We start from the raw sequence: 20,036 nt of genomic DNA, 5'->3' as shown, positions 1-20,036 counted from the left end.
AAGCACTCTCCGAGAGCAATCCTGACACATTAGTCAATACGCACAGGCAGATACAGCCAAAAGCCACTCTTGCGATCTCATAAAACAAAAAAACCCGCCGGAGCGGGTCTTTTTGTCTATCGCGTCACAACTCAGGCGAGTTCGGCGAAGCACTCTTCGATGATTGCCAGGCCTTTGTCCAACTGCTCGTCCGGCGAGGTCAGTGGAACCAGTACGCGCAATACGTTGCCGTAGGTACCGCAGGACAGCAGGATCAGACCCTTGTCACGGGCCTTGGCCACGACCTGGGCCACAGCCGCTGCGTTCGGCTTGTGGCTGTCGCCGCCTTCGAACAGCTCGACCGCGATCATCGCGCCCAGGGCACGCACTTCACCGATCACCGGGTACTTGGCCTGAATCGCTTTCAGACCGGTCACCAGGCGCTCGCCGACCGCTTTGCAGCGATCCAGCAGGTGCTCTTCCTCGAACACTTCCATCACGGCCAGGGCCGCGGCGCAAGCAATCGGGCTACCGGCGTAGGTGCCGCCCAGGCCGCCGGGAGCGATGGCGTCCATGTATTCGGCCTTGCCGCAGACACCGGCCAGCGGGAAGCCGCCAGCGATGGATTTGGCGAAGGTGGTCAGATCGGCGGCAACGCCCATCTGTTCCATGGCGAAGAAGGTACCGGTACGACCGGCGCCGGTTTGCACTTCGTCGGCGATCAGCAGGATGCCGTGCTGGTCGCACAGGGCACGCAGGCGCTTCATGAATTCTTTTGGCGCGACGTAGAAACCGCCTTCGCCCTGGACCGGCTCGATGATGATTGCAGCGATATCACGGGGCTCGGCATCGTTCTTGAAGATGCGTTCGATGCTGGCGATGGAGTCGTCGATGCTCACGCCATGCAGTTCGTTCGGGTACAGCGCGCGGAAGATGCCACCAGGCATCAGGCCCATGCCGGCCGAGTAAGGCACGACTTTACCGGTCAGGCCCAGGGTCATCATGGTGCGACCGTGGTAGGCACCGGTAAAGGCGATCACGCCGGCGCGGCCAGTGGCGGCACGGGCGATTTTCACGGCGTTTTCCACGGCTTCGGAACCGGTGGTGACCAGCAGGGTTTTCTTGGCGAAATCACCCGGGACCTTGGCGTTGATTTTTTCGCACAGCTCTACGTAGGGTTCGTAGGCCAGGACCTGGAAGCAGGTGTGAGTCAGCTTGTTCAACTGCTCGGTCACGGCGGCGATGATTTTCGGGTGCAGGTGACCGGTGTTCAGCACGGCGATACCGCCGGCGAAGTCGATGAACTCACGACCTTCAACGTCGGTCACGGTGGCGTTCTTCGCGTGGTCGGCGAAGATCGGATGGATCTGGCCGACGCCGCGGGGTACAGCGGCTTCGCGGCGTTTCATCAGGGATGCGTTGGTCTTGCTCATGGTGTCCTCATTCACCGCTCATCGGGCGGCGTGGTTCAAGGATGACGCGGCAGGGAGGCACTGCACCAGCATACGATGATCGACTGGTACAGCGTTCCGGCCACACTGAAGTGTCGTTTGAAACGCGACAGGAGCAGCGCTCTCGTGCCCCTCTCGCTGAACCACCTGACCGGGTTAGATGCCCAGGCAGAGATATTTGATTTCCAGGTAGTCTTCGATGCCGTACTTGGAGCCTTCACGGCCCAGGCCCGAGGCCTTGATACCGCCGAACGGCGCGACTTCGTTGGAGATCAGCCCGGTGTTGACACCGACCATGCCGTATTCCAGGGCCTCGGCCACACGGAACACACGGCCCAGGTCACGGGCGTAGAAGTAGGAAGCCAGGCCGAACTCGGTGTCGTTGGACATCGCGATCACTTCGGCTTCGTCCTTGAAGCGGAACAGCGGCGCCAATGGACCGAAGGTTTCTTCCTTGGCCACGGCGGCGTCCTTGGAGACGTTGACCAGGATGGTCGGCTCGAAGAAGTTGCCTTCGATGGACTTGCCGCCGGCCAGCAGGGTCGCGCCTTTGCTCAGGGCATCGGCGATATGTTCCTGGACCTTGGCCACCGCCTTCTCGTCGATCAGCGGGCCGGTGGTGGTGCCTTCGTCCAGACCGTTGCCGATCTTGAGTTTGGCGACCGCCACTTTCAGCTTCTCGGCGAACGCGTCGTAGACCGAATCCTGGATGTACAGGCGGTTGGCGCAGACGCAGGTCTGGCCGTTGTTGCGGTACTTGGAAATGATCGCGCCTTCGACGGCCTTATCCAGGTCAGCGTCGTCGAACACGATAAATGGCGCGTTGCCGCCCAGTTCCAGGGAAACCTTCTTGATGTCCTTGGCGCATTCGGCCATCAGTTGGCGACCGATCTCGGTCGAGCCGGTGAAGGACAGTTTGCGCACGATCGGGTTGCTGGTCAGCTCGCTGCCGATATCGCCGGCACTGCCGGACACCACGCTGAACACGCCTTTCGGGATACCGGCACGCTGGGCCAGTTCGGCCAGGGCGAAGGCCGAGAACGGGGTTTGCGAAGCGGGCTTGAGCACCATGGTGCAACCGGCGGCCAGGGCCGGGCCGGCTTTACGGGTGATCATCGCGGCCGGGAAGTTCCACGGGGTGATGGCGGCGGTGACACCGATCGGCTGCTTGATCACGATCAGGCGCTTGTCCGGCTGGTGGCCGGGAATCACATCACCGTAGATGCGCTTGGCTTCTTCGGCGAACCATTCGATGAAGGAAGCGGCGTAGACAATTTCGCCCTTGGCTTCGGCCAATGGCTTGCCTTGTTCGAGGGTCATCAGGCGGGCCAGGTCGTCCTGGTTCTCGATGATCAACTCGTACCAGCGACGCAGTTTGTTCGCACGCTCTTTGGCGGTCAGGGCACGCCAGGCCGGCAGGGCCTTGTCAGCGGCTTCGATGGCGCGACGGGTTTCGGCGGCGCCCATCTTCGGCACGGTCCCCAGGATTTCGCCCGTGGCCGGGTTGTTGACCTTGATCGTCTGACCATTGTCCGCATCGACCCAAGCCCCATCGATATAGGCTTGCTGGCGGAACAACTGGGTGTCTTTGAGCTGCATGTAGGCTTTCCTTAACAGCACCGCGCTGATGCGCAGCGAATTATTGATTGTAGAAAGGCGCCTTGGAGGCTGCCGTCAGGAAATTCATTCACCGGGCCGAAGCACATAAATAGCGCACATGAGATTGCCGTGCGGTTCAGCACCCAGACAAGAGCGTTTGAAATCTCAAACGAATCCTAGGATCAATGGGGGTAAAGGACAATAGTCTGTTCGAAAAAAAGAACGAAAATGGCGCTTTTGCCGGGCTTTTCTGATCAACGTGAAGTCAGGGCCTTCGTGATGTCCCTGGAAATCGCGAAGGCGGCGATTACCAGACGGACGGCTCGAACCGAGGCGGGCCGGGGCCATGAGCATGGAAAACCGAAGAAGAGAATTTCCCGACAAAACCTGAATGGACGCCCCGAGCCGACATGGGTATGATGTCGCCCGCACAAGCACCAGTAGCTCAGCTGGATAGAGTACTGCCCTCCGAAGGCAGGGGTCGTGGGTTCGAATCCCGCCTGGTGCACCATCTGCAAATAAAATGCCCCGAATCGTTGATTCGGGGCATTTTTGTTTTCGGGTCTGGGTCGGCCGGGACAGGCCACTCATTCAGTGGTAACGGCAGGTGCCATTTATAAAAACCCACATTTTTTGCCCAACAAAAAACCGCCCTATAGGCGGTTTGTTGTTTACGTTTTCTTTTGCAGTATATGCCCATAGGCCGTCGCGAGGTTCCGGTACTGCTCCAGTGATCCCCGCCAATGAGATCAATGCTATCGAGGGGGGCACTTGCGTGTCAAGCCTGAATAAGTAACCTACGTGAGCGGAACGGAGCTATTGGCCTAGCCGCCAGCAGGCTCGCCTTCAATCTCGGAGTACAATTCACGCAGCTCATCCACTGCCTTCTGCAAGCAACCTCCCCCCATCCGCTTATCCCAGTCATTTGCAACCTCATTCACCAAGGCAAGCTCAGTCCTTTCAAGCTCCAACTGCGCAATTTTCGCGTTGGCTGCCTCCAGGGCAGCATGCATCGGCGCGAGTGTGGTTATCTGCTGCTGAGCCGCCGCCAGCCTATCTTTGGTCTGCTGGTAATCGGTCACACCAATGGTGTGGGTCAGACACCCTTTCAGCAATTCCTTTTCATCAGGAGTGAGGCGAAGCACGTAGTTGAGGTTGCGACCTTTGCGTTTCACTCCTCGCACCTCATAGTCTGTGATGGGAGGCAAAATCCTGCTGGCTGATACGGACTCAATCATGCTCGAAATCACCCAGCTTTGTTTTCCGCTGGAGCCCCACACGGTGAGCTGATCCAGGGTGTCACGAGATAGCTGGAAAGTAGTCTTGTCGTTGGGACTCTGGGGATCAGAAGTGACCGGAGCCACTTGAACGACGTTCCGGTTAACACGAACGACCACAGCCAAACGCCGCTTGTGCATTTCTCCCTTCTGCAAGGTATCCGAATAGCGTTTATTCGTTTTCAGCAACCCATCTTCCCGACCGATAGCCTGGATGAACCCGTAGTCAACTTCGACCACGGTGCCGCTCTGAATGATCTTGCTAAGGGATGACCCTCTTTTTGTCATTGTCTTCTGCAGATACTCCTCTGGGGGCCCTTGAAATATTTTGCTCAGGGTCACTGCGTAAACCACGGGTGACGCAGTTGGAAGTGACACCAAACACACACCCTCAACGTGCCAACGGTAGTTGTCCACACCAGTGAACTTCTTGATACAGAACACCTTGTGGGCAGCAGAACTTGGGAGCAAAACCTCAGAGATTGACTCGAGTGTCTCTTTACCTAATGGGGTCAGACAAACTGTACCAGAGAGCCCGGACTTAGCTTGCTGGTAATATCTGATGACAATGGTATCCATCTACGTCCCTGATCTATTCCGCTCTCACAAAGGGCGTCAACGAAAAACCCCGCACAAAATGCCAGGGCTTGCGCTCAAGTTTGTAATGGGTTGTGAACGCCGGCTATTCGTCAACCCGCCGCCTGACCACTTCCAGCAAATCCGCCCCCTCCCGGAGCAGCAGATACGCAGCACTGGTGAATCGGTACAAGTCGTTATCTTCAAGACAGGTGATGCTCACGGACGTGATGCTTTCCAGTAGATCGGTACCTGCCTTGATGCGCTGCTGCGCGCATTCCAACAACTGAGCTACGGGGACGTGACTGTCGATCAACAGGACAGGGCGGTTGGGAAGATTGGTTTGCAGCGAAATATATTGCGCCATATTACATAACTCCTGAATTGACGATCCGGCAAATTAAATAAACCGACAGACCTGAAGGTCTCCCGCACACAGTCACCATGAACTGCAATCGCCAGGGCCAATAGCACCCACGAAAAGACATGATACAACTGTGCCTAACTTGTTTCGGATCGCCAAATCCAGTCACTGGTTTGTGCAGCAACATGCTGAACTATAGGGGGCAAAATTCAAGGTATGCAAGCCGCCCAGGGTGAAGATTATAACTGGTTGTAACAGCCTGCCGTGACTCATCGGCCGCAGAAGACGGTTTTTGAGCTTACAGCCCCAAAGCCCATAGCGGAGCTTTACTCCATCGTGCCGAAGGAGGACAGAATCAGACCTAAACGACAGGCAAAATAAAGGCCGCTATAAGCGGCCTGAGTGCAACCAAGAAAACACTCGCCTGGATAACTTGTAACTCAGCCAGCGCATCAGTACTTTCTTGAGTCAGAGCCTACGCCATCCCCAAGGTCAAGATCAGGGTCATTCGTCATAGGGCAACAACCATGGCCGCAGCCCTCTGAACCCCCTAGACCACCCGAGTAAAATACACCGTGACCTGCCCGGTATCCCCCGAGCGCTGTAGCCCCGCGATCAGCTTCACCAGGCGCCCCTGCTCCATGGCCTCCTTGACCGGCTTGAGCAGCGCGCGCTGACCCAGCGGCCTCAAATCGAAATGTCGGTTGAACCAGCCATCCGTCAACTGTCGTGGGCCCCCTTGGTAGCGGGTCATGGGTATCGAACGCTTGTCGGTCCATTTGAGCATGATGTAGTAGAGATGCTCCGAGTTCGGGTGAGTACAGAACAGGTTGACCGTATTGAAGGACTGGGATTTCGGGACCTCGGTCACGACAAAGCCATGACGATGCAAGATGTCGATCACGGCGTTCTCGCTGTTCGAGGCCAACTCGGCAATACGGGCCGCCCCCCTGGCGTCGAAAAGCCGGGGATTAACGGCCTGGGGCGGATCGAAGTCCAACCGGGAAAAACCCGCTGTATCGGCCGCACCACCGATGCGCAGGTAAGTCTGCCCCAGGGGCCGGGCATCGAGTTCGCGCAACAGCACATCCATGCGCACGCCCCGCGAGCTCCAGGCTTCCTGCGTGCGCTTGAGCGCGACCATCCGGGTCGCCGTGGCCGACGAATACTCCATATCGGTTCGCTCGATCAACCGACGGGCCGTCTTGCGCAGACTCACCGGCGTCATGCCCGCCAGGGGTTGCGCCAGGGACTGCTCCAGAGGCTCGTTGAACAAGGCGGAACGCACTGTCCAGCTCTGGCTGCGCGGATCAAAAGTAGCCGGTACCGGCTGTTCGTCCAGGCGCGTCCACCAAAGGTTGAAGTCGGCCTCGGCATGGGCAGACAACGGAACGGGACGTTTCAGAAAAACGATATCGGGGTGAACCCCGGAACCATCGGGAAGCAGTTCGAAATAACGATCATCGATCTTCAGCAGTCGAACGTGTTCAGCCCCCCGCCGTGCATACAGCCCCCGGCTCGCCGACAACTCCACGACCTGGTCGCTTTCCAGGACCAATCCCCGGGTCTTCCAATCCACGGGCAACAAGGCCGGCCGGCGGGTCATCCATTCCAGTTGCAGCACGGGAGCACCGGCGGACTCCGGCAACGCAGGCCGCGTCCAGGGTTGCCACATCGCGCGACTGGGGCCCGGCTGCGGCTCGGGCGCATCGGCACGCAACAGGTGTTCGCCCGGCTCGCGGATATACAGAATCAGCTCATTGTCCTGTACGGCGGTTTTCTTCAAGCGCAAGGCACTCTCGCCCTTCGGCCGGTAGACCTCGTAGCCGGTGCTGCCATCGGTGATGAACTGCACGCCGTTTTTCGCGTAGCTGCCGGCATTGGCCGGACCGTGCAGGGCCACCGCATCGTCAGGGGGAATCTTCGCTTCATACCCCGGGAGCAAGGGCTTGGGCTTTGACGCAATCTTCGTTTTCAGGGCCATCGCGCCTTTCTGAGACAAGCCCTGCCGACGATCGAGGGTCCGCAAGGCCGCGCGCGACCAGCCTCCACGACCGACCCGTAGCGGCCGGGAGACCGCACCGACACCCTTGCTCAGCGGGTAGAAGGTCAACGCGACGTCGACCAGCGTCATATGCACCGCCTTGAAGAGTTCGAAGGCATCGCGCGGATCACCGCTACGGTGAAACTGACGCACAGCCACCGCCGTCTCCCGGACATTGACCGCAATACTGACCACGGGCACCACCGACAACACCCTGAGCCAGTAGGCCGAGCGCTGTTCGCGTTCACGCAACTCGCGCAGCTGGGACAATTGTCGAGCCGAATTCGACACCATCCGGGCCCGCTGCTGCGCCCGCAGGACAAAGGCATGCGCCAGCACCAGCGACAGGTCCCAGCGTTGGGTTTTCCTGAACCGCAACCAGCGTCCGGGATTTTCCGCGATCTCGCGCTTCACCTCCTTTTCCAACGCCGCGGAATCCGGCACGGGTTGCTCCGGCTCGCTCGTCCACCAGCTCTTGATGGCCTTGAACAACGAAGTGGGTTTGACCGTGGCCATCGGACCGATCCCCAAAGGCGTCAAGCCGATTGGCCGCCGATCATCGCGCGCAGGCGCCAGGAGCCTTGAGCGCAGCGCCTCCGGGTCTTGCTCGGCGGGATAACCCTCGATGACTTCCGCCTCCCAACCGGCCGCCAGCCTTTGCACAATATCCGCCACCCGCTGCGGCGCCCGCTCGATATTGACCAGTGCCCGTTGCGCCGTCGCCAGGTCGGCGTGCTCGGTCAGCACCTGCTCATGGGGAGCGCCCGGCAAATAGATGAGCGTTCGTGCAGAAACCTTGTCGTGGATGGCCACGGCATTGCCCACATGCCGGGCCCAGGCAAAACCCCGGCCGGCGAAGGTGACAAAGTGCAATTCGAGTTCAAGCTGCTCGGTGCGCAGGTCGGCGGCAGACTCCAGATTCAGGGCCCTCTCGAAAACCTCGGCGGCCCAGTCGCTGAGCCCCTGTTGCCGAGCGCTGAACAATTCCATTCGGGCCCGCTGCCTGACCAGCCGATACAACAGCACCTGATCGAACGCCCGTAGCGGTTCGAGCCTGGGATCATCGACGCCGTAAAAAGCCCGCTGGATCAGGGTGTCGTAGTGGCCGCCAAGATCGAGTGCCGAAATCGTCGCCATCAGATAATCCGGCGTCAGTCGCTGTTGCCAGGTGCGATCCAGTATTCGTCCATGCTGCAACCGACGTTTGGTCGCGGGCGCTTGCGGATCGAGGTTTTCCAGGGCCAGGCGCAAGAAGCTGCAGGTCGTGCGCCCCTCGCTGACCACCGTCTTCGGACCCGCCTCGCCCACCGTGCGTTCAGGATGCCCGGCCCACACCCGCTCGACGCTGTCGGGAAGGTCGAACAGCGGCTTGTCGATATCCAGTTCCGGGTAAAAACCATCGCGCTTGAGCTGCTCGATGATGCTCTCCCGGGCAAAGTCGTCCAGGTCCGGTAGCTGGAGTTTCAGCTTGAGCTCCAGGGCATGCATATTTCTCTGATAGCGGGCCAACAGTCGCGCGTACTGCTGGCGGACCGGGCGGGCTGCCGTCGGCAGCCAGTCGGGAAGGCCTTGCGCCTGCTTCGCACCGAGCTGCAGCAGCGCAATATTGTCCAGCGCGCGCTCGCGGGCATCGTGATCCGGAACGCCCAGGTTCTCCTCCAATTCATGGGCCAGCAGTTGCAGGGAACTGTGGGCGTCGCCAATTTCAGAGAACGGCCGCAAACCGCTCTCGACCAACCGGCAGACCCGCAGGTGGTCCTGGATCTGTTGCTGGAGTCCCTGTTGCAGGGCGTCCCTTTCAATCGCTTGATAGTGGATGGGAATCCGCTCGCCGTCAGGCCGTCCCCGCACCCAGCGACGGGCCTCGCCACGCCGGTCCCGGGCAATCAACGGCCAGAAGCTTTCGCACTCTGGGCTGCGCAGGCTGACGTCCAGCTGTTGCGAGAGACTGTCGAGGGTCATGAAGCGTTGCAGCCCGCCCAGACGTCCCGGCACAAACAGCAGTGCCGATACGCTCAAACGCGGATCGGCCAGCGCGGCTCGGGTGCTGATGACGCAGGCGCCCGTCAGCGACCACCCTGAGGCCGCCGGCCCCAGGCCGATCGCGGCGACCACTGTCTCACTGGCCAGACGCACATCCGCCACAGGCTGTGGCAGCACATCAAGCAGGCGCGCCCGTTCCTCCTGATCGAGCAGCCCGAGCTGATGCTGCATCTTCGCCTCGTGCAAAAGCCCCTGGCAGCGCCCGCTGAGCAACTTGTCTGAAAGATCGTTCCCCGTCTGGTCCCGGGCGTTCCAGAATTCGGCCTGGCCGTATCGGTCCCTGTCCTGAAGCAGGCCCTGGACATAAACCACCAGTTGTCGCCAAAGAGTGTGGCGTGTCAGCAACTCGCCATAGGCCGGCGTGTCGCGCCCGGGGTCCTGTTCATCGAGCAACTTGAGGAGGCCAAGCTCCTGCTGCCGAACCTTGCCCTGGCGCAGGCGCACGGGAAGATCAGCGGCCAGGTGGCCGAAGCTGATTTCCAGCCTCCGACGACGCTCATCATGTCGAAGCCTTTGTGCAAGCATCGTCCTCAGGGGCGGCAAGCCGGTCAGCGCCGTGCGCGACTCCTGCATGGCGTCCACCGCCTGCAGCGGCGTCAGGTGCCCGACATCGACCACCCCATCGGGCAGCATATACGCCCTGTTGAGCAACAACGCGGCGGCCCACTCGTTGGCCAACTGGGTATCCAGCCGGCTCAGGGCACTGTGGGCCAGGGCATCGCCGCCAAGCTCGGTACACCCCTGGAAGCGGTAGGCCAGGGCTGGGCCATCCGGTTGGGGGAACAACTGATGGCGCTCTTGTAGCGCAAGCAACTGCCAGGGCCGATAATTCCCCGGTTCGTTGAACAGCTCCGCGAGCCGGTGTTGCATCTCGGCGTGGCTGGCAAACTCGAAAAACTCCTCCAACACCCCAGGCACGAAAATCAGCTGCCTCCCCCGCTCGGAGCTACCGGAACCCCGCAGGTGCAAAGCGCCGCTCAAGACCACCGTTGCCGCCCCCGTTCCCGGCCAGACCAGCTCCGACACCCTGAGTCGCCCCCAGCGGCCGCCGGCAAGCACCCGCGCTTGCGGGGTCGGTGCGTCCAGCAGGCCCATCAGCATGTTGAATCCGGCAGCGGACAAGGCATCAGTGCCATAGGCCAACAGGGCCTTGTCGTGAAACTGCAGCTTGTGCAGCTCGATCAGGCGCTCGCGCCGTGACAGAGGGCTATCGCACGCCGGCTCATGCCAATAGCCGCGCAGGGCCGTGTCGAAACGGGAAGACAACCCTAAGCGCTTCAGACGTGCCAGCACCTGCTCCGGGTCCAGTGCCAAAAGCCTCTCCGGTTCGTCAGCCAGACTCAGGCGCACGGCATGACCCGGCACCAGGGACAGGAACGGATTGCGCAACAGCGACATGGCCACCTGCGCCAGGGTCCGCGCCGTTTGGCCGTCGCCGGAATGCAACGGCGGGGCGAACACCAGTTGGTGCGGATCGTGTCCGAAGGCCTCGGTCAGGATCTGCTTGAGCAATGCACCGATCCGCGGCGCTTGCGCGAAGAGCTTCCTGAGTTGATGCTGGCTATCGAGCCCACGCACCAGCGCCGCCTGGAGCCGGTTGAGCAACAAGCTGGGGCGCTCCGCGGTCGCAATACGTTCATCGAGTTTCTCAGCGAGGCGCTCCAAGGTGGCGCCACGGGGATCGGGTAAAACCGCTACCGGCTCGACGGGCTCCCCGGGAGGGTCCGCTACGGAGGTTTTCATAGGATTTCCCTTGTTCCATGGAAAAAGGGAAAAGCGTAGAGCGCGAAACGACGTCCCCGTGCACTAGATAGTTAAGGTGCGGGCCTCACCGCGAACCGGCGCTACAGCGACGGGCGATTGCCGTCATCCTCCGATGGCAGCTGGATGATCGCAGGCGCGGCCAGCGGCAGCTCCTGCGGTTCAACGCGATACAGCGGCGTAATCACTTCAAGCACCCCGCCATGCTCATCGTGATGCACGATCATCGTCGCCGACTGGCGCATCCGCGCGAAGTTGTCCTCGCTGAGCTTGAAACTGCGGCTCAAGCCCTCATCCCCGACCACCGGCGCGGGCAAACGGCGCCGACTGAAACCACGGCTCTTGCGCTGCTGATAACGCGCCCAGGCAATCAATACCGCCGCATTCAGCAGGCCGACCCACAGATAAACCTCCAGGGTATTGACGGCGTCGAAGAACGAGATATCGATCCGCGGCCCCGTATGCCCGTCGAACAATGGTATCAACCCCTGGATCAACAGGTACCACAGCCCGGCCCAGGCCAGCACGGTCAGGACCACATCCACCAGCACCATGAACGGCCGCTGGCGGGTTCTGATGATTTTCATGACCGCACCTTCTGCTTGTCGTCATCGACGGGCTTGATCCCCCGGTCCGGACTGACCCAGCGCGCCCGCTTGCCGCTCTGGCGGAACAGCACCTGGGGAAAGCTGACCAGGGTGGTGAAGAAGCTGATGAGCCAGAACACCAGTGGATACCAGACCACCCAGAACATGATTTTCCACAGGTCTTTTTCGTAGCGGCGGTCGATCAGCAGGCTGACCGCGAACTGCCCCAGGCAGACCATTGCCAGCAGCAACCCGGTAAAGGCCGGCGGCACGATGCGGTGCACGGCAATCGAGGCCGGCATTTCGATAAACAGCCCCATGCAGTAGAAAACAATCGACAACAGCAGGGTGAAGGCCCAGCCGGTCGACAGGCAGTACTCGAACAACAGCGGCCACAGGTAACGATGGTTCCACTGCCAGATGCCCCGGATGTTCTTGAACAGGACCTCCGCGCCACCCCGGGCCCAGCGCAACCGCTGTTTCCACAGCCCACGCAGGGTCTCCGGCATGAGGATCCAGCACAGCGCCCGCGGCTCGTAGAAAATGCTCCAGTGATCCAGTTGCAGCTTCCAGCTGATATCGATGTCTTCGGTGATCATGTCCGGGCTCCAGTAGCCCACCCGGTCCAGCGCCGTACGGCGGAAGGCGCAGATCACCCCGGAGATGGTGAAAATCCGCCCGAAGACCCGCTGCGTGCGCTTGATCAAACCGATGATCGAGGAAAATTCACCGACCTGGACCCGTCCGACCAGGGTCGAGCGGGTGCGGATCCGCGGATTGCCGGTGACGGCGCCGAGGCGCACGTTCTGCAACAGCGGCGCCACCAGGTAGGCCGCCGTGTGCGGTGCCAGCAAGGCGTCGCCGTCGATGCACACCAGGTACTCGCTGCGGGCCGCCACGGCGCCCATGCGCAGGGCCACCGCCTTGCCCTGGTTCTGCGCCAGATGAATCACCCGCAAACGCGGGTCGAGCAGTGCCAGGCTGTCGAGCAACGGGCCGGTGTTGTCGCTGGAACCATCATTGATGGCGATCACTTCGATGTTGGGGTAATGCTGGGCCAGCGCGGCCTCGATGGTCTCGGCAACATTGTCCCCTTCGTTGAAGCAAGGGATCAGGATCGAAATCAGCGGCTCACCCGCCAGCGCCGGGGGCAAGGTATCGGCTTCCCAGGGCCAGTGGCGTTCCCAGTGCAGCCAGAAGTACAAACCGCCGGCCATCCACAAACCCGACATGAACAACGGGTAGAAAAATACGAAGTCCATCAGGAATTGCCCGGTGACCAGAAAAATCACGCCGAGGGGAAACCCCAGGACGAGCGCCAGGACGACCAGAGCCAGGATTCGATCCATCATGATCTAGGGATTCCACTTGTTGGACAGTGCCGGGCGCACGGCCTGCACAGCCGGGCGGCCATCCAGGAAGTTGTCCGGGTAATAACCGAAACTGCTGGCGCCCTGGCGCTTGAGCCGTCCCATCCAGTCAGCCAGCAGTTCACCGTCGAGGTCCGTCGCCGGCTTCTGCCGCCAGTCCCGAGCCTGCAACTCGAACACCGTGCGATCCAGCGCGCCGGGGCGTTGCTTGACCTTGCCGACCAGGCCCTCCAGCCAGTCGCCCGCCTGTTTCTCGCTCTGCCCTTCCATCAGCGGCATGGCCATGGGCACGGTCCAGTCGTAGCTGGCGAGGAAGTCGTCGAGGTTCTGGGCGAACCAGGTTTCACTCTGAGGATCGATCACCGGCTCCGTGAACAGGTTGCGCGCGGTCTGTACCTGCGGGCCGCGAATGGCGCGGACCCTCGCGGTGAGTTCGGCGGTGAAATCGATCAGGTAGCGGCTCTTGAACCGAGTCCAGCGTTGCAGTGTCGCCGGATCACCGCGCAGGGCACCGAGGGTGCCCGGCAGGCCATTGGCGGCGTAGGTCCGTAGTGCCTGCGGGCTAGCATCCTCGAAGTCGGACAGCACGGCATCGTCGTGGTAGAGAATGCCGTCGACCGAGGTCAGCCGGGCCACGTCTTCGTAGATCTCACCAATGATCCGCCGCACGTTCGGATCGAACGGCGACAGGCGCTTGTATTGTTTCGGGTCCACCGAGGCCTGCCCGCTGGCCGGATCCCAGCGCGTCACCCGGGGCAGTTTTTCATCCAGGGCAAAACTCAGCACCGGCATCCAGGCGAAGACCTTGACGTGGGCCCGGGTGTGCAGTTGCCAGGCAACGCGATTGAACAGGTCGGCGCGCATCGGCAGATGGCGGTTGGGGAAGTACAGCGAACGCGCCAGGCCGTCCCCCGCCGGATCGGCGAACGCTTGCAGGAACACGGTATTGGCGCCCATATCCGCCACGTGCTGGACCAGCATGCCGAGGTTGGCTTCCTGCTGGGCCGGGTTCGGGTCGTAGACATTATCCAGGTCGACATGCACCACGCGCATTGGCAAACGGTTCTGCACCGCGACAACAGCACTGGCGTAGTGCGCCCCATCCGGGTCCGCCGCCACCAGCAGGCGCGGGCTGTTCATCAGTTGGTCGAGGCTGTCGATACCGTCGTCCAGGGTCAGCGCGATCTGGTAGCCCTGCTCCTTGATGACTTTCAATGCAGTGCCATCGGCGGTGCCGTAAGGCCAGATCCAGACCCGCGGCGAATAACCGGTGGCCGCACGAATCTTCGCCGAGATGGCCAGCACATCCGCGCGCGTGCGAGCCTCGAAATCGGCCTCGCTTTCATAACGACCGGTCGCCGAATCGTAGCGCCGGGTCGCCGCCGCCGGTTGCAGGTTGCCCTGGGGATTGGCGAGCATGCCGTGATGGTTGGCGTTGGTGTGCGCGACGATTTCCACCAGTCCCGAGGACGCTACTTCCTTGATCTGCGCCCAGTTCAGAAACATGGAGCGCGGGCGCATGTCACCGGCAAAATCCACCGGTTTATCCGCCGGGGTATCCATCCAGACGCCGACCGGGGCCAGCAAGGCCGGCCATTGATAGCTCCTGAGCAGCGGCATCACGCGGGTGTAGAAACTCGCGTAACCGTCATCGAAGGTCAGCAAAATCGCCCTTGGCGGTAACTCGGGCCCACCCTTGCGCGCCGCCAGGATCTGGTCCACGGTCACCGGCCGATAGCCATTCTCCCGGAGCCACGCCAGCTGCTCGAGCAAGCGTTCGGTGCGCACGGCAACCACCGCCTGGTCCGGGTCGCGGTCCTCAATGTCATGGTAGGTCAGGCTGAGAAAATGATTTTTCGGCCAGGGTGCTTCATTGATCGGCACGCTACGCTGCGCGGGCGCGACAAATTCGACCGGCTTCTGGGCACAGGCACCGATCAGCAAGGCTCCCAGCAACAGGATGCAACGCGTGATCCAAGGCATCATCATCCCCTTCTAGAAACGGTAGGTCAGATCGACGGTCAGCCGCACGTCGCGTTCGCGGTCACCGTCATAGGGCCGACTGATCCAGCTCAGGTTGGCTCCGGCCTCCAGCACATCGTTCCAGCTCACCCGCTGGCCATACCCCAGCAGCGCAACGGCACCTGTCGAATAATCGCGCTGGCTGTAGGTCCCGGCACCGACCTGGAATTGCTGGCTCCACTGGGTTTCGTAGCGGCTATAAAGCACATGATTGACGTTCACCGTCGGCAGCACGCTGAAGTCGGACTTGGGGTTGAAGTACGGCACGTCTTCGCTCTTGCTGTTGTGGCTGGTGCCGACCTCCAGGCCCAGGTCCACCTGCACATGGGCCGTGCTGTAGATACCTTCGCGTCCGGTAAGCAGGGCCTCGGTACGATTGTTGCCGTCGCTGAAATGCGAGGGCGTGACCGCCAGCTTCCACTCGCGGCTTTCGTCGGCGCGCCAACGCAGGAATGCACTCGCCGAATTGGCGCTGATGTCGCTGTTCAAGGCGCGCAACGGCGTCGCCGCCGACAGCCGTTCGAGGCTGCCGCCGTATTGCCAGTGATCGTTGATATCGAAGGCCGCCGCCAGGCGCGCGCCGAGTTTGTCGCCATAGCCGTAGGACTGGTTGGAGACCTCGGCCTGCAGGGTCATGTCACGGGTCCGATCTTCGATACCAAGCCGCTGCCAGCGCCGTCGGGCGTCTCCTTCGGTGAAGCGGCCAAAGGCGTAACCGGCCCCGGCGAACAGCCGCCAGTCCTCATTGATCGGCGGACTGTAGAGCGTGCTTTCAATGCCGTAGTCGCGACTGCCGGTCACCGCACCGGCACCGGCGGCGCCGCCACCGAAACTCTTGCCGGTATAGGCCTCGACCCGCAACTCGGCCATGTCATGGACTTCGCGCAGACGCTCCAGGCGCTGGACCTGCAGGCTCTCGGCAAACCGTGCGGCAACGTCGTCGGTGAGCACATCGAGCTGGCGCCACTCCTGCAACGCCAGGGCGGTGTTGGCCTGCGCCACTTCCAACCCCAGGTCGCGCGGCGCCTCGCTTTCGGTTTCCTTGTTCAAGGCCTCGGCACGCCGTGGCCACTCACGGGCCAGGTACATATCGGCCTGGGCCACCCGCAAGCCGACCTCGCCTGGCGCCTGTGCCACCAGCGCCTCCAGACCTTGCTCGCTGGCGGGCAGATCGCCGTTGTGCTGCCCCATCTGCGCCGCCAACTGCTGGGCGTCCAGCCAGGCATCGTTGGGAACACCGCCCGGCACGCCCTTGAGCTGCAATCGCGGCGGTACGGTGAGCGCCAGCGCGTCCGCCAACGCGCGGGCTTCTTCCGGCTGGTCGCTTTCAACCAGGGCATAGACCAGCGCCGAGGTATCGCCCGCCTGGTCGATGGGGTCCGCGCTGGGTGCCGCGAGAATCTGCCGATACAACGCCACGGCCTTCTCCGGTTCGCGCACCGCGAGGTAAGCCGAGGCAATCCAGCGCTGGGCATAGGGTGGGATCGTCACCCCTTCATCGATCAGTTTTTGCGCCTCGCTCAGCACCTCGGCATTGCGCGAGCGGGCCTTGAGCGCACCCAGGCGATCGATGCGCCAGTGCACCACATCATCATGGGCCTGCGGGTCCGCGGACCAGGCCGCGAGCAAGCGGTCGTAGTCGGCCAGGGCACGATCGGCGACGACAAAACGTTCCTGTTCGGTTCGGGTCGGCAGCTCGGCCAGGCGGACCCGCTCGGCGGCCAGCTCGCCTTCAAGGCGCCGGGTCGCGGCCGCGTCGATCAGCCCGGGATGCCGCTGGGCCAGGCGCAGGGCCGGTTCCGGCAGGCGCGTGCGCTCCAGGGCGAACAGGTATTCACGCATCACTTCGGGTTTATCCGACGCCCGGATAAAAGCCTGGTCGTACTCGAACAAAGCATCACTGTTAGCGCCCGAGCGGGTCAGCGCATACCCCAGGGCCATGCGTCGGGCCGGGTCGTTGGGTTGTTTGTCGACCTGTTCCCGCGCCCGGCGCACCGCATCCTGCGGGTCACCGCCATCGGCCTCGGTAATGGCCAGGCCCAGTTGCAGGTCGGCATTCTGCGGTTCGCGCTCCAGGGCCTGGCGATACAGGCGCTCGGCCTCATCCCAGCGTTTCAGGTTGCGATAGGCGCGGGCGACGGCGGTCAGGGCCTGGGTCGGCAAGACCCGCTGGGCACCCTGGGTTTCATAGACACTGACCACTTCGGCGTCCAGCCCGGCCCAGCTGGCGATCTGCAAGTGATCGCTGATCTGGCCGGCGGATTGTTGCGAGGCGGGCAGCTGGCGCAAGAGCACCAGTGCCGGGGTGTAACTGCCGTCACGGGCCTGTCGGATAAGCTGGTCGTAGGCGGCATCGGCGAAGGCATTGAGGGGCCAGAGCAACTGGCTGCACAACGCCACTCCCAGCAACGTGTGCAATCTGCCCCCGAGGCAGAGTTGAGCATTACGCGGCATATCGTCCATTTCCCCAATGACAGCCGGAGTTCAATGCTCCTGCCTGATGCAGACACACAGGGGAGCCTAGCGACAGCAGTCGAAAACGTCGCCCGCCTGTCGTTCTCGAAGGGTAGACCAAAAAAACAAGCTCAATACGTATTCAGTCGGTACTCACTAAAAAGACCTGGGGCAACGCGCGGTCAGTCCTGCCAGAGAGGCAGGCACAGCGTGAACGTCGTGCCCTGGCCCTCGACGCTGGCGCAGTGAATACGCCCCTCATGCCGGTCGATCACCGCCTTGACCATCGACAGTCCCAGCCCCAGGCCTTCGGTGTTGTCAGGGCCGGCAAAGCGTTTGTACGGTTCAAAAAGCTGCGGCAATGCCTGTGCGCCGATGCCCCGCCCCTGATCGCCAACGCTGCAGGTCAGTTCATGCTCCGCTACCGTTACATCGAGGCTGACGAAGGTGCCGGAAGGGCTGTACTTGATGGCGTTTTCCAGCAGGTTGAACAGCGCCCGGGTCAGCAGTGAGGCATCAGCCCGCACCAGGCTTTCATCGACCTCGTCGAGCCGATGGCGCAGCTCGATGCCCTTGAGCTGGGCCAAAGGGGCCACCTGGTCGAAGGCGTCCAGCACCAGCATGGCGAACAGCACCGGCTCGAAGGTGTAAGCCTCCGACTCGGCCTTGGCCAACTGCACGAAGGCCTCGGTCAGACCCAGGGCCCGGCGCACCTGCTGTTCGATCTGGCGATAGAGCGGCGCATCGTCGTGCTGCGCGCGCTGCACTTCCAGCAGTGCCAGGATCGCCGAGTGCGGCGCCCGCAGGTCATGGGACAGAAAGCGCAACAAGGTCGCCCGTTGCTGCTCGGCCTCACGTGCAAGACTCAGGTCCGCCAGGCTGAACAGCCAGCCGACGGTGACTTCATCTTCCGTTGACCGCAGCGGTGCCAGGTCCAGATGCAGGGTGCGCTGGCGACTGTCGCGAAATTCCTGGCTCGGCAGTTCGGTCAATGCTGGCCGCACTGGCCCGCCAACACCGGGAAAGCCAAGGCCCGCCAGGCAATCGAGCCAGTCCTCACCGACCAGCATGGGTCCCAGCAGGTCACGCGCGCTGCGGTTGGCGAGCAGCACCTGGCCCTGGGTGTCGGTGATCAACGTTGCCACGGGCAGGCATTCCAGGCCGTCGGCCATAAACCGCCGGGTATCGCGGGTGCGCCCGAGGGCCTGTTCCAACGCCGCGATGCGACCTTGCAACACATCACCCTTGGGTACCACGACCCGGCGCCGTTCTGGCAGCACCCTGGGCTCGTCGTTCAGACGGGCCAATTCCCAGCCGAAGTAAGCCAGTACCGCACTCAGGCGCCGCCAGTTCCAGATCAGGTAAGCCAGCAAAAAACCGCTCAGGCTGGCGGCCGGCGACCACCACAGGCCGAACCGCAACAACCCCCAGGCCGCCAGCAGCACCGCCGCCATGCTGCCGAGCGTCAGCCACAACGCATAACGCGCACGCAACAACAGCCCGCCCAGCAGGAGGGCCACCGCCAACACCGACAACAGCATGCCCGGCAGTGGCGCCAGCTCGACAATGCTGCGCTGCTGCAACAGGCCATTGAGCAGGTTCGCCTGGATCTCCACCCCGGCGGTGGTGCCGGCCTGCTCGGACACCGGCGTGACATAGCGATCCCCCAGGCCCGGTGCGGTCGCGCCCACCAGGATCAGCCGATCACGCAACAGCGTCGCCGGCACCTCACCGCGCAGCACGCTGATATAGGGCACGCTGGGGAAGCCGCCAGCCGCCGCGATAAAGGGCACCAAGATGGCGTTCTGCCGTTGCCATCCGTGGAGCTCGGAAACACTTCCGGCACCGGGCATCGGTTGCCGCTCAGCCTCCGGCAGCGCCATCTGATAGGCCAGCCAGGCCAACTGCTCACGGGGCTGGTGGACCGGACCTTCGCGCAGGAATACCCCGCGCACCACGCCGTCGTTATCCGCTTCGACATTGATATGGCCGACCGCCCTGGCGCAACGTCGCAGCGGTTCGATCGGCCCGATTTCGCCCAGCGCCGTGGCAAAGCGCGGCACGCCTTCGCGCAACAGCGGCAAGACCACATTGCCGGCGCGGCACAGGGCCTGGGCCAGGCGCTCGTCGCCGCTGCCCGCAGCCTCCGGCTCGCTGAAAATCACATCGAACAGCACACCCCGGGGCTGCGCGGCGCTCAAGCGCTCGAGCATTTCGGCATGCACGCTGCGCGGCCAGGGCCAGCGCCCCAGGGCCTCAAGACTGCGGTCATCGATGGTCACCAGGAGGATCCGTGGATCGACCGGCAAAGGGCTCAGGCGGCTCAACCGGTCATAGAGAAAATGGCTGAACGCCAGGTTCTGGCTCAAGGAGAGCATGGCGGTCAGCGGCAGCAACAACAGGCCCACCAGCAGCCATTCGCGCAACAAACCACGAAACAGCCGTTGTGCCTGCGTCGGCTCGCGTCCCTCGTGCCGTCGCCACAACCTCATGGACGCCGGATACCGCA

10 protein-coding genes and 1 tRNA gene are annotated in these 20,036 nt (G+C 62.4%); 1 reads left to right on the top strand and 10 read right to left on the bottom strand.

Features of this window, described 5'->3' with window-relative positions; genetic code table 11:
- Window positions 1-131: 131 nt before the first annotated feature.
- Together gabT and gabD are read right to left on the bottom strand one after the other, a co-directional pair.
- Window positions 132-1,412 carry a 4-aminobutyrate--2-oxoglutarate transaminase gene (gene gabT / locus M5C01_RS28010; RefSeq protein ID WP_100942647.1) on the bottom strand — a complete coding sequence of 427 codons (1,281 nt, stop codon included), beginning with the start codon at window positions 1,410-1,412 and terminating at the stop codon, window positions 132-134.
- A gap of 174 nt (window positions 1,413-1,586) precedes the next feature.
- The gene (gene gabD / locus M5C01_RS28005) at window positions 1,587-3,029 is read right to left on the bottom strand and encodes an NADP-dependent succinate-semialdehyde dehydrogenase (RefSeq protein ID WP_100942648.1); all 1,443 of its coding nucleotides are present in this window, start codon (window positions 3,027-3,029) and stop codon (window positions 1,587-1,589) included.
- Window positions 3,030-3,463: 434 nt separating this feature from the next.
- On the opposite strand from gabD, the gene M5C01_RS28000 reads away from it, so the two are divergent.
- Window positions 3,464-3,540 (top strand) — tRNA-Arg (locus tag M5C01_RS28000).
- 313 nt (window positions 3,541-3,853) lie between these two features.
- On the opposite strand, the gene M5C01_RS27995 is transcribed toward M5C01_RS28000, so the two are convergent.
- From M5C01_RS27995 to M5C01_RS27960, 8 genes are all read right to left on the bottom strand, one after another.
- Window positions 3,854-4,885, bottom strand: coding sequence for a type II toxin-antitoxin system PemK/MazF family toxin (locus M5C01_RS27995; RefSeq protein WP_152741802.1), 1,032 nt, complete (start codon window positions 4,883-4,885; stop codon window positions 3,854-3,856).
- Window positions 4,886-4,988: 103 nt separating this feature from the next.
- Window positions 4,989-5,249: a hypothetical protein gene (locus M5C01_RS27990; protein ID WP_152741803.1), complete on the bottom strand. Its 261-nt coding sequence runs from the start codon at window positions 5,247-5,249 to the stop codon at window positions 4,989-4,991.
- Window positions 5,250-5,796: 547 nt separating this feature from the next.
- Window positions 5,797-11,076, bottom strand: a complete 5,280-nt coding sequence (locus tag M5C01_RS27985; RefSeq protein WP_152741804.1) for a DUF6543 domain-containing protein — start codon at window positions 11,074-11,076, stop codon at window positions 5,797-5,799.
- Window positions 11,077-11,177: 101 nt separating this feature from the next.
- On the bottom strand, window positions 11,178-11,681 hold the full coding sequence (gene pgaD, locus M5C01_RS27980; RefSeq protein ID WP_152741805.1) for a poly-beta-1,6-N-acetyl-D-glucosamine biosynthesis protein PgaD: 504 nt from the start codon (window positions 11,679-11,681) through the stop codon (window positions 11,178-11,180).
- Entirely contained in the window at window positions 11,678-13,033 is a 1,356-nt protein-coding gene (pgaC, locus tag M5C01_RS27975; RefSeq protein ID WP_152741806.1) for a poly-beta-1,6-N-acetyl-D-glucosamine synthase, read from the bottom strand. Before pgaC ends, pgaD begins: the two co-directional genes overlap by 4 nt.
- A 3-nt stretch (window positions 13,034-13,036) precedes the next feature.
- On the bottom strand, window positions 13,037-15,034 hold the full coding sequence (gene pgaB, locus M5C01_RS27970) for a poly-beta-1,6-N-acetyl-D-glucosamine N-deacetylase PgaB (RefSeq protein ID WP_152741807.1): 1,998 nt from the start codon (window positions 15,032-15,034) through the stop codon (window positions 13,037-13,039).
- A gap of 12 nt (window positions 15,035-15,046) precedes the next feature.
- Window positions 15,047-17,527, bottom strand: coding sequence for a poly-beta-1,6 N-acetyl-D-glucosamine export porin PgaA (gene pgaA, locus M5C01_RS27965; protein WP_152741808.1), 2,481 nt, complete (start codon window positions 17,525-17,527; stop codon window positions 15,047-15,049).
- Between the two features lie 182 nt (window positions 17,528-17,709).
- Window positions 17,710-20,019: a CHASE2 domain-containing protein gene (locus M5C01_RS27960; protein WP_152741809.1), complete on the bottom strand. Its 2,310-nt coding sequence runs from the start codon at window positions 20,017-20,019 to the stop codon at window positions 17,710-17,712.
- Window positions 20,020-20,036: the final 17 nt, after the last annotated feature.

It is taken from the genome of Pseudomonas sp. MWU12-2319, assembly GCF_023242525.1.
In the GTDB taxonomy this organism is placed as follows: Bacteria; Pseudomonadota; Gammaproteobacteria; order Pseudomonadales; family Pseudomonadaceae; genus Aquipseudomonas; species Aquipseudomonas gingeri_D.
This window is presented reverse-complemented; position numbering and strand designations above follow the sequence as displayed.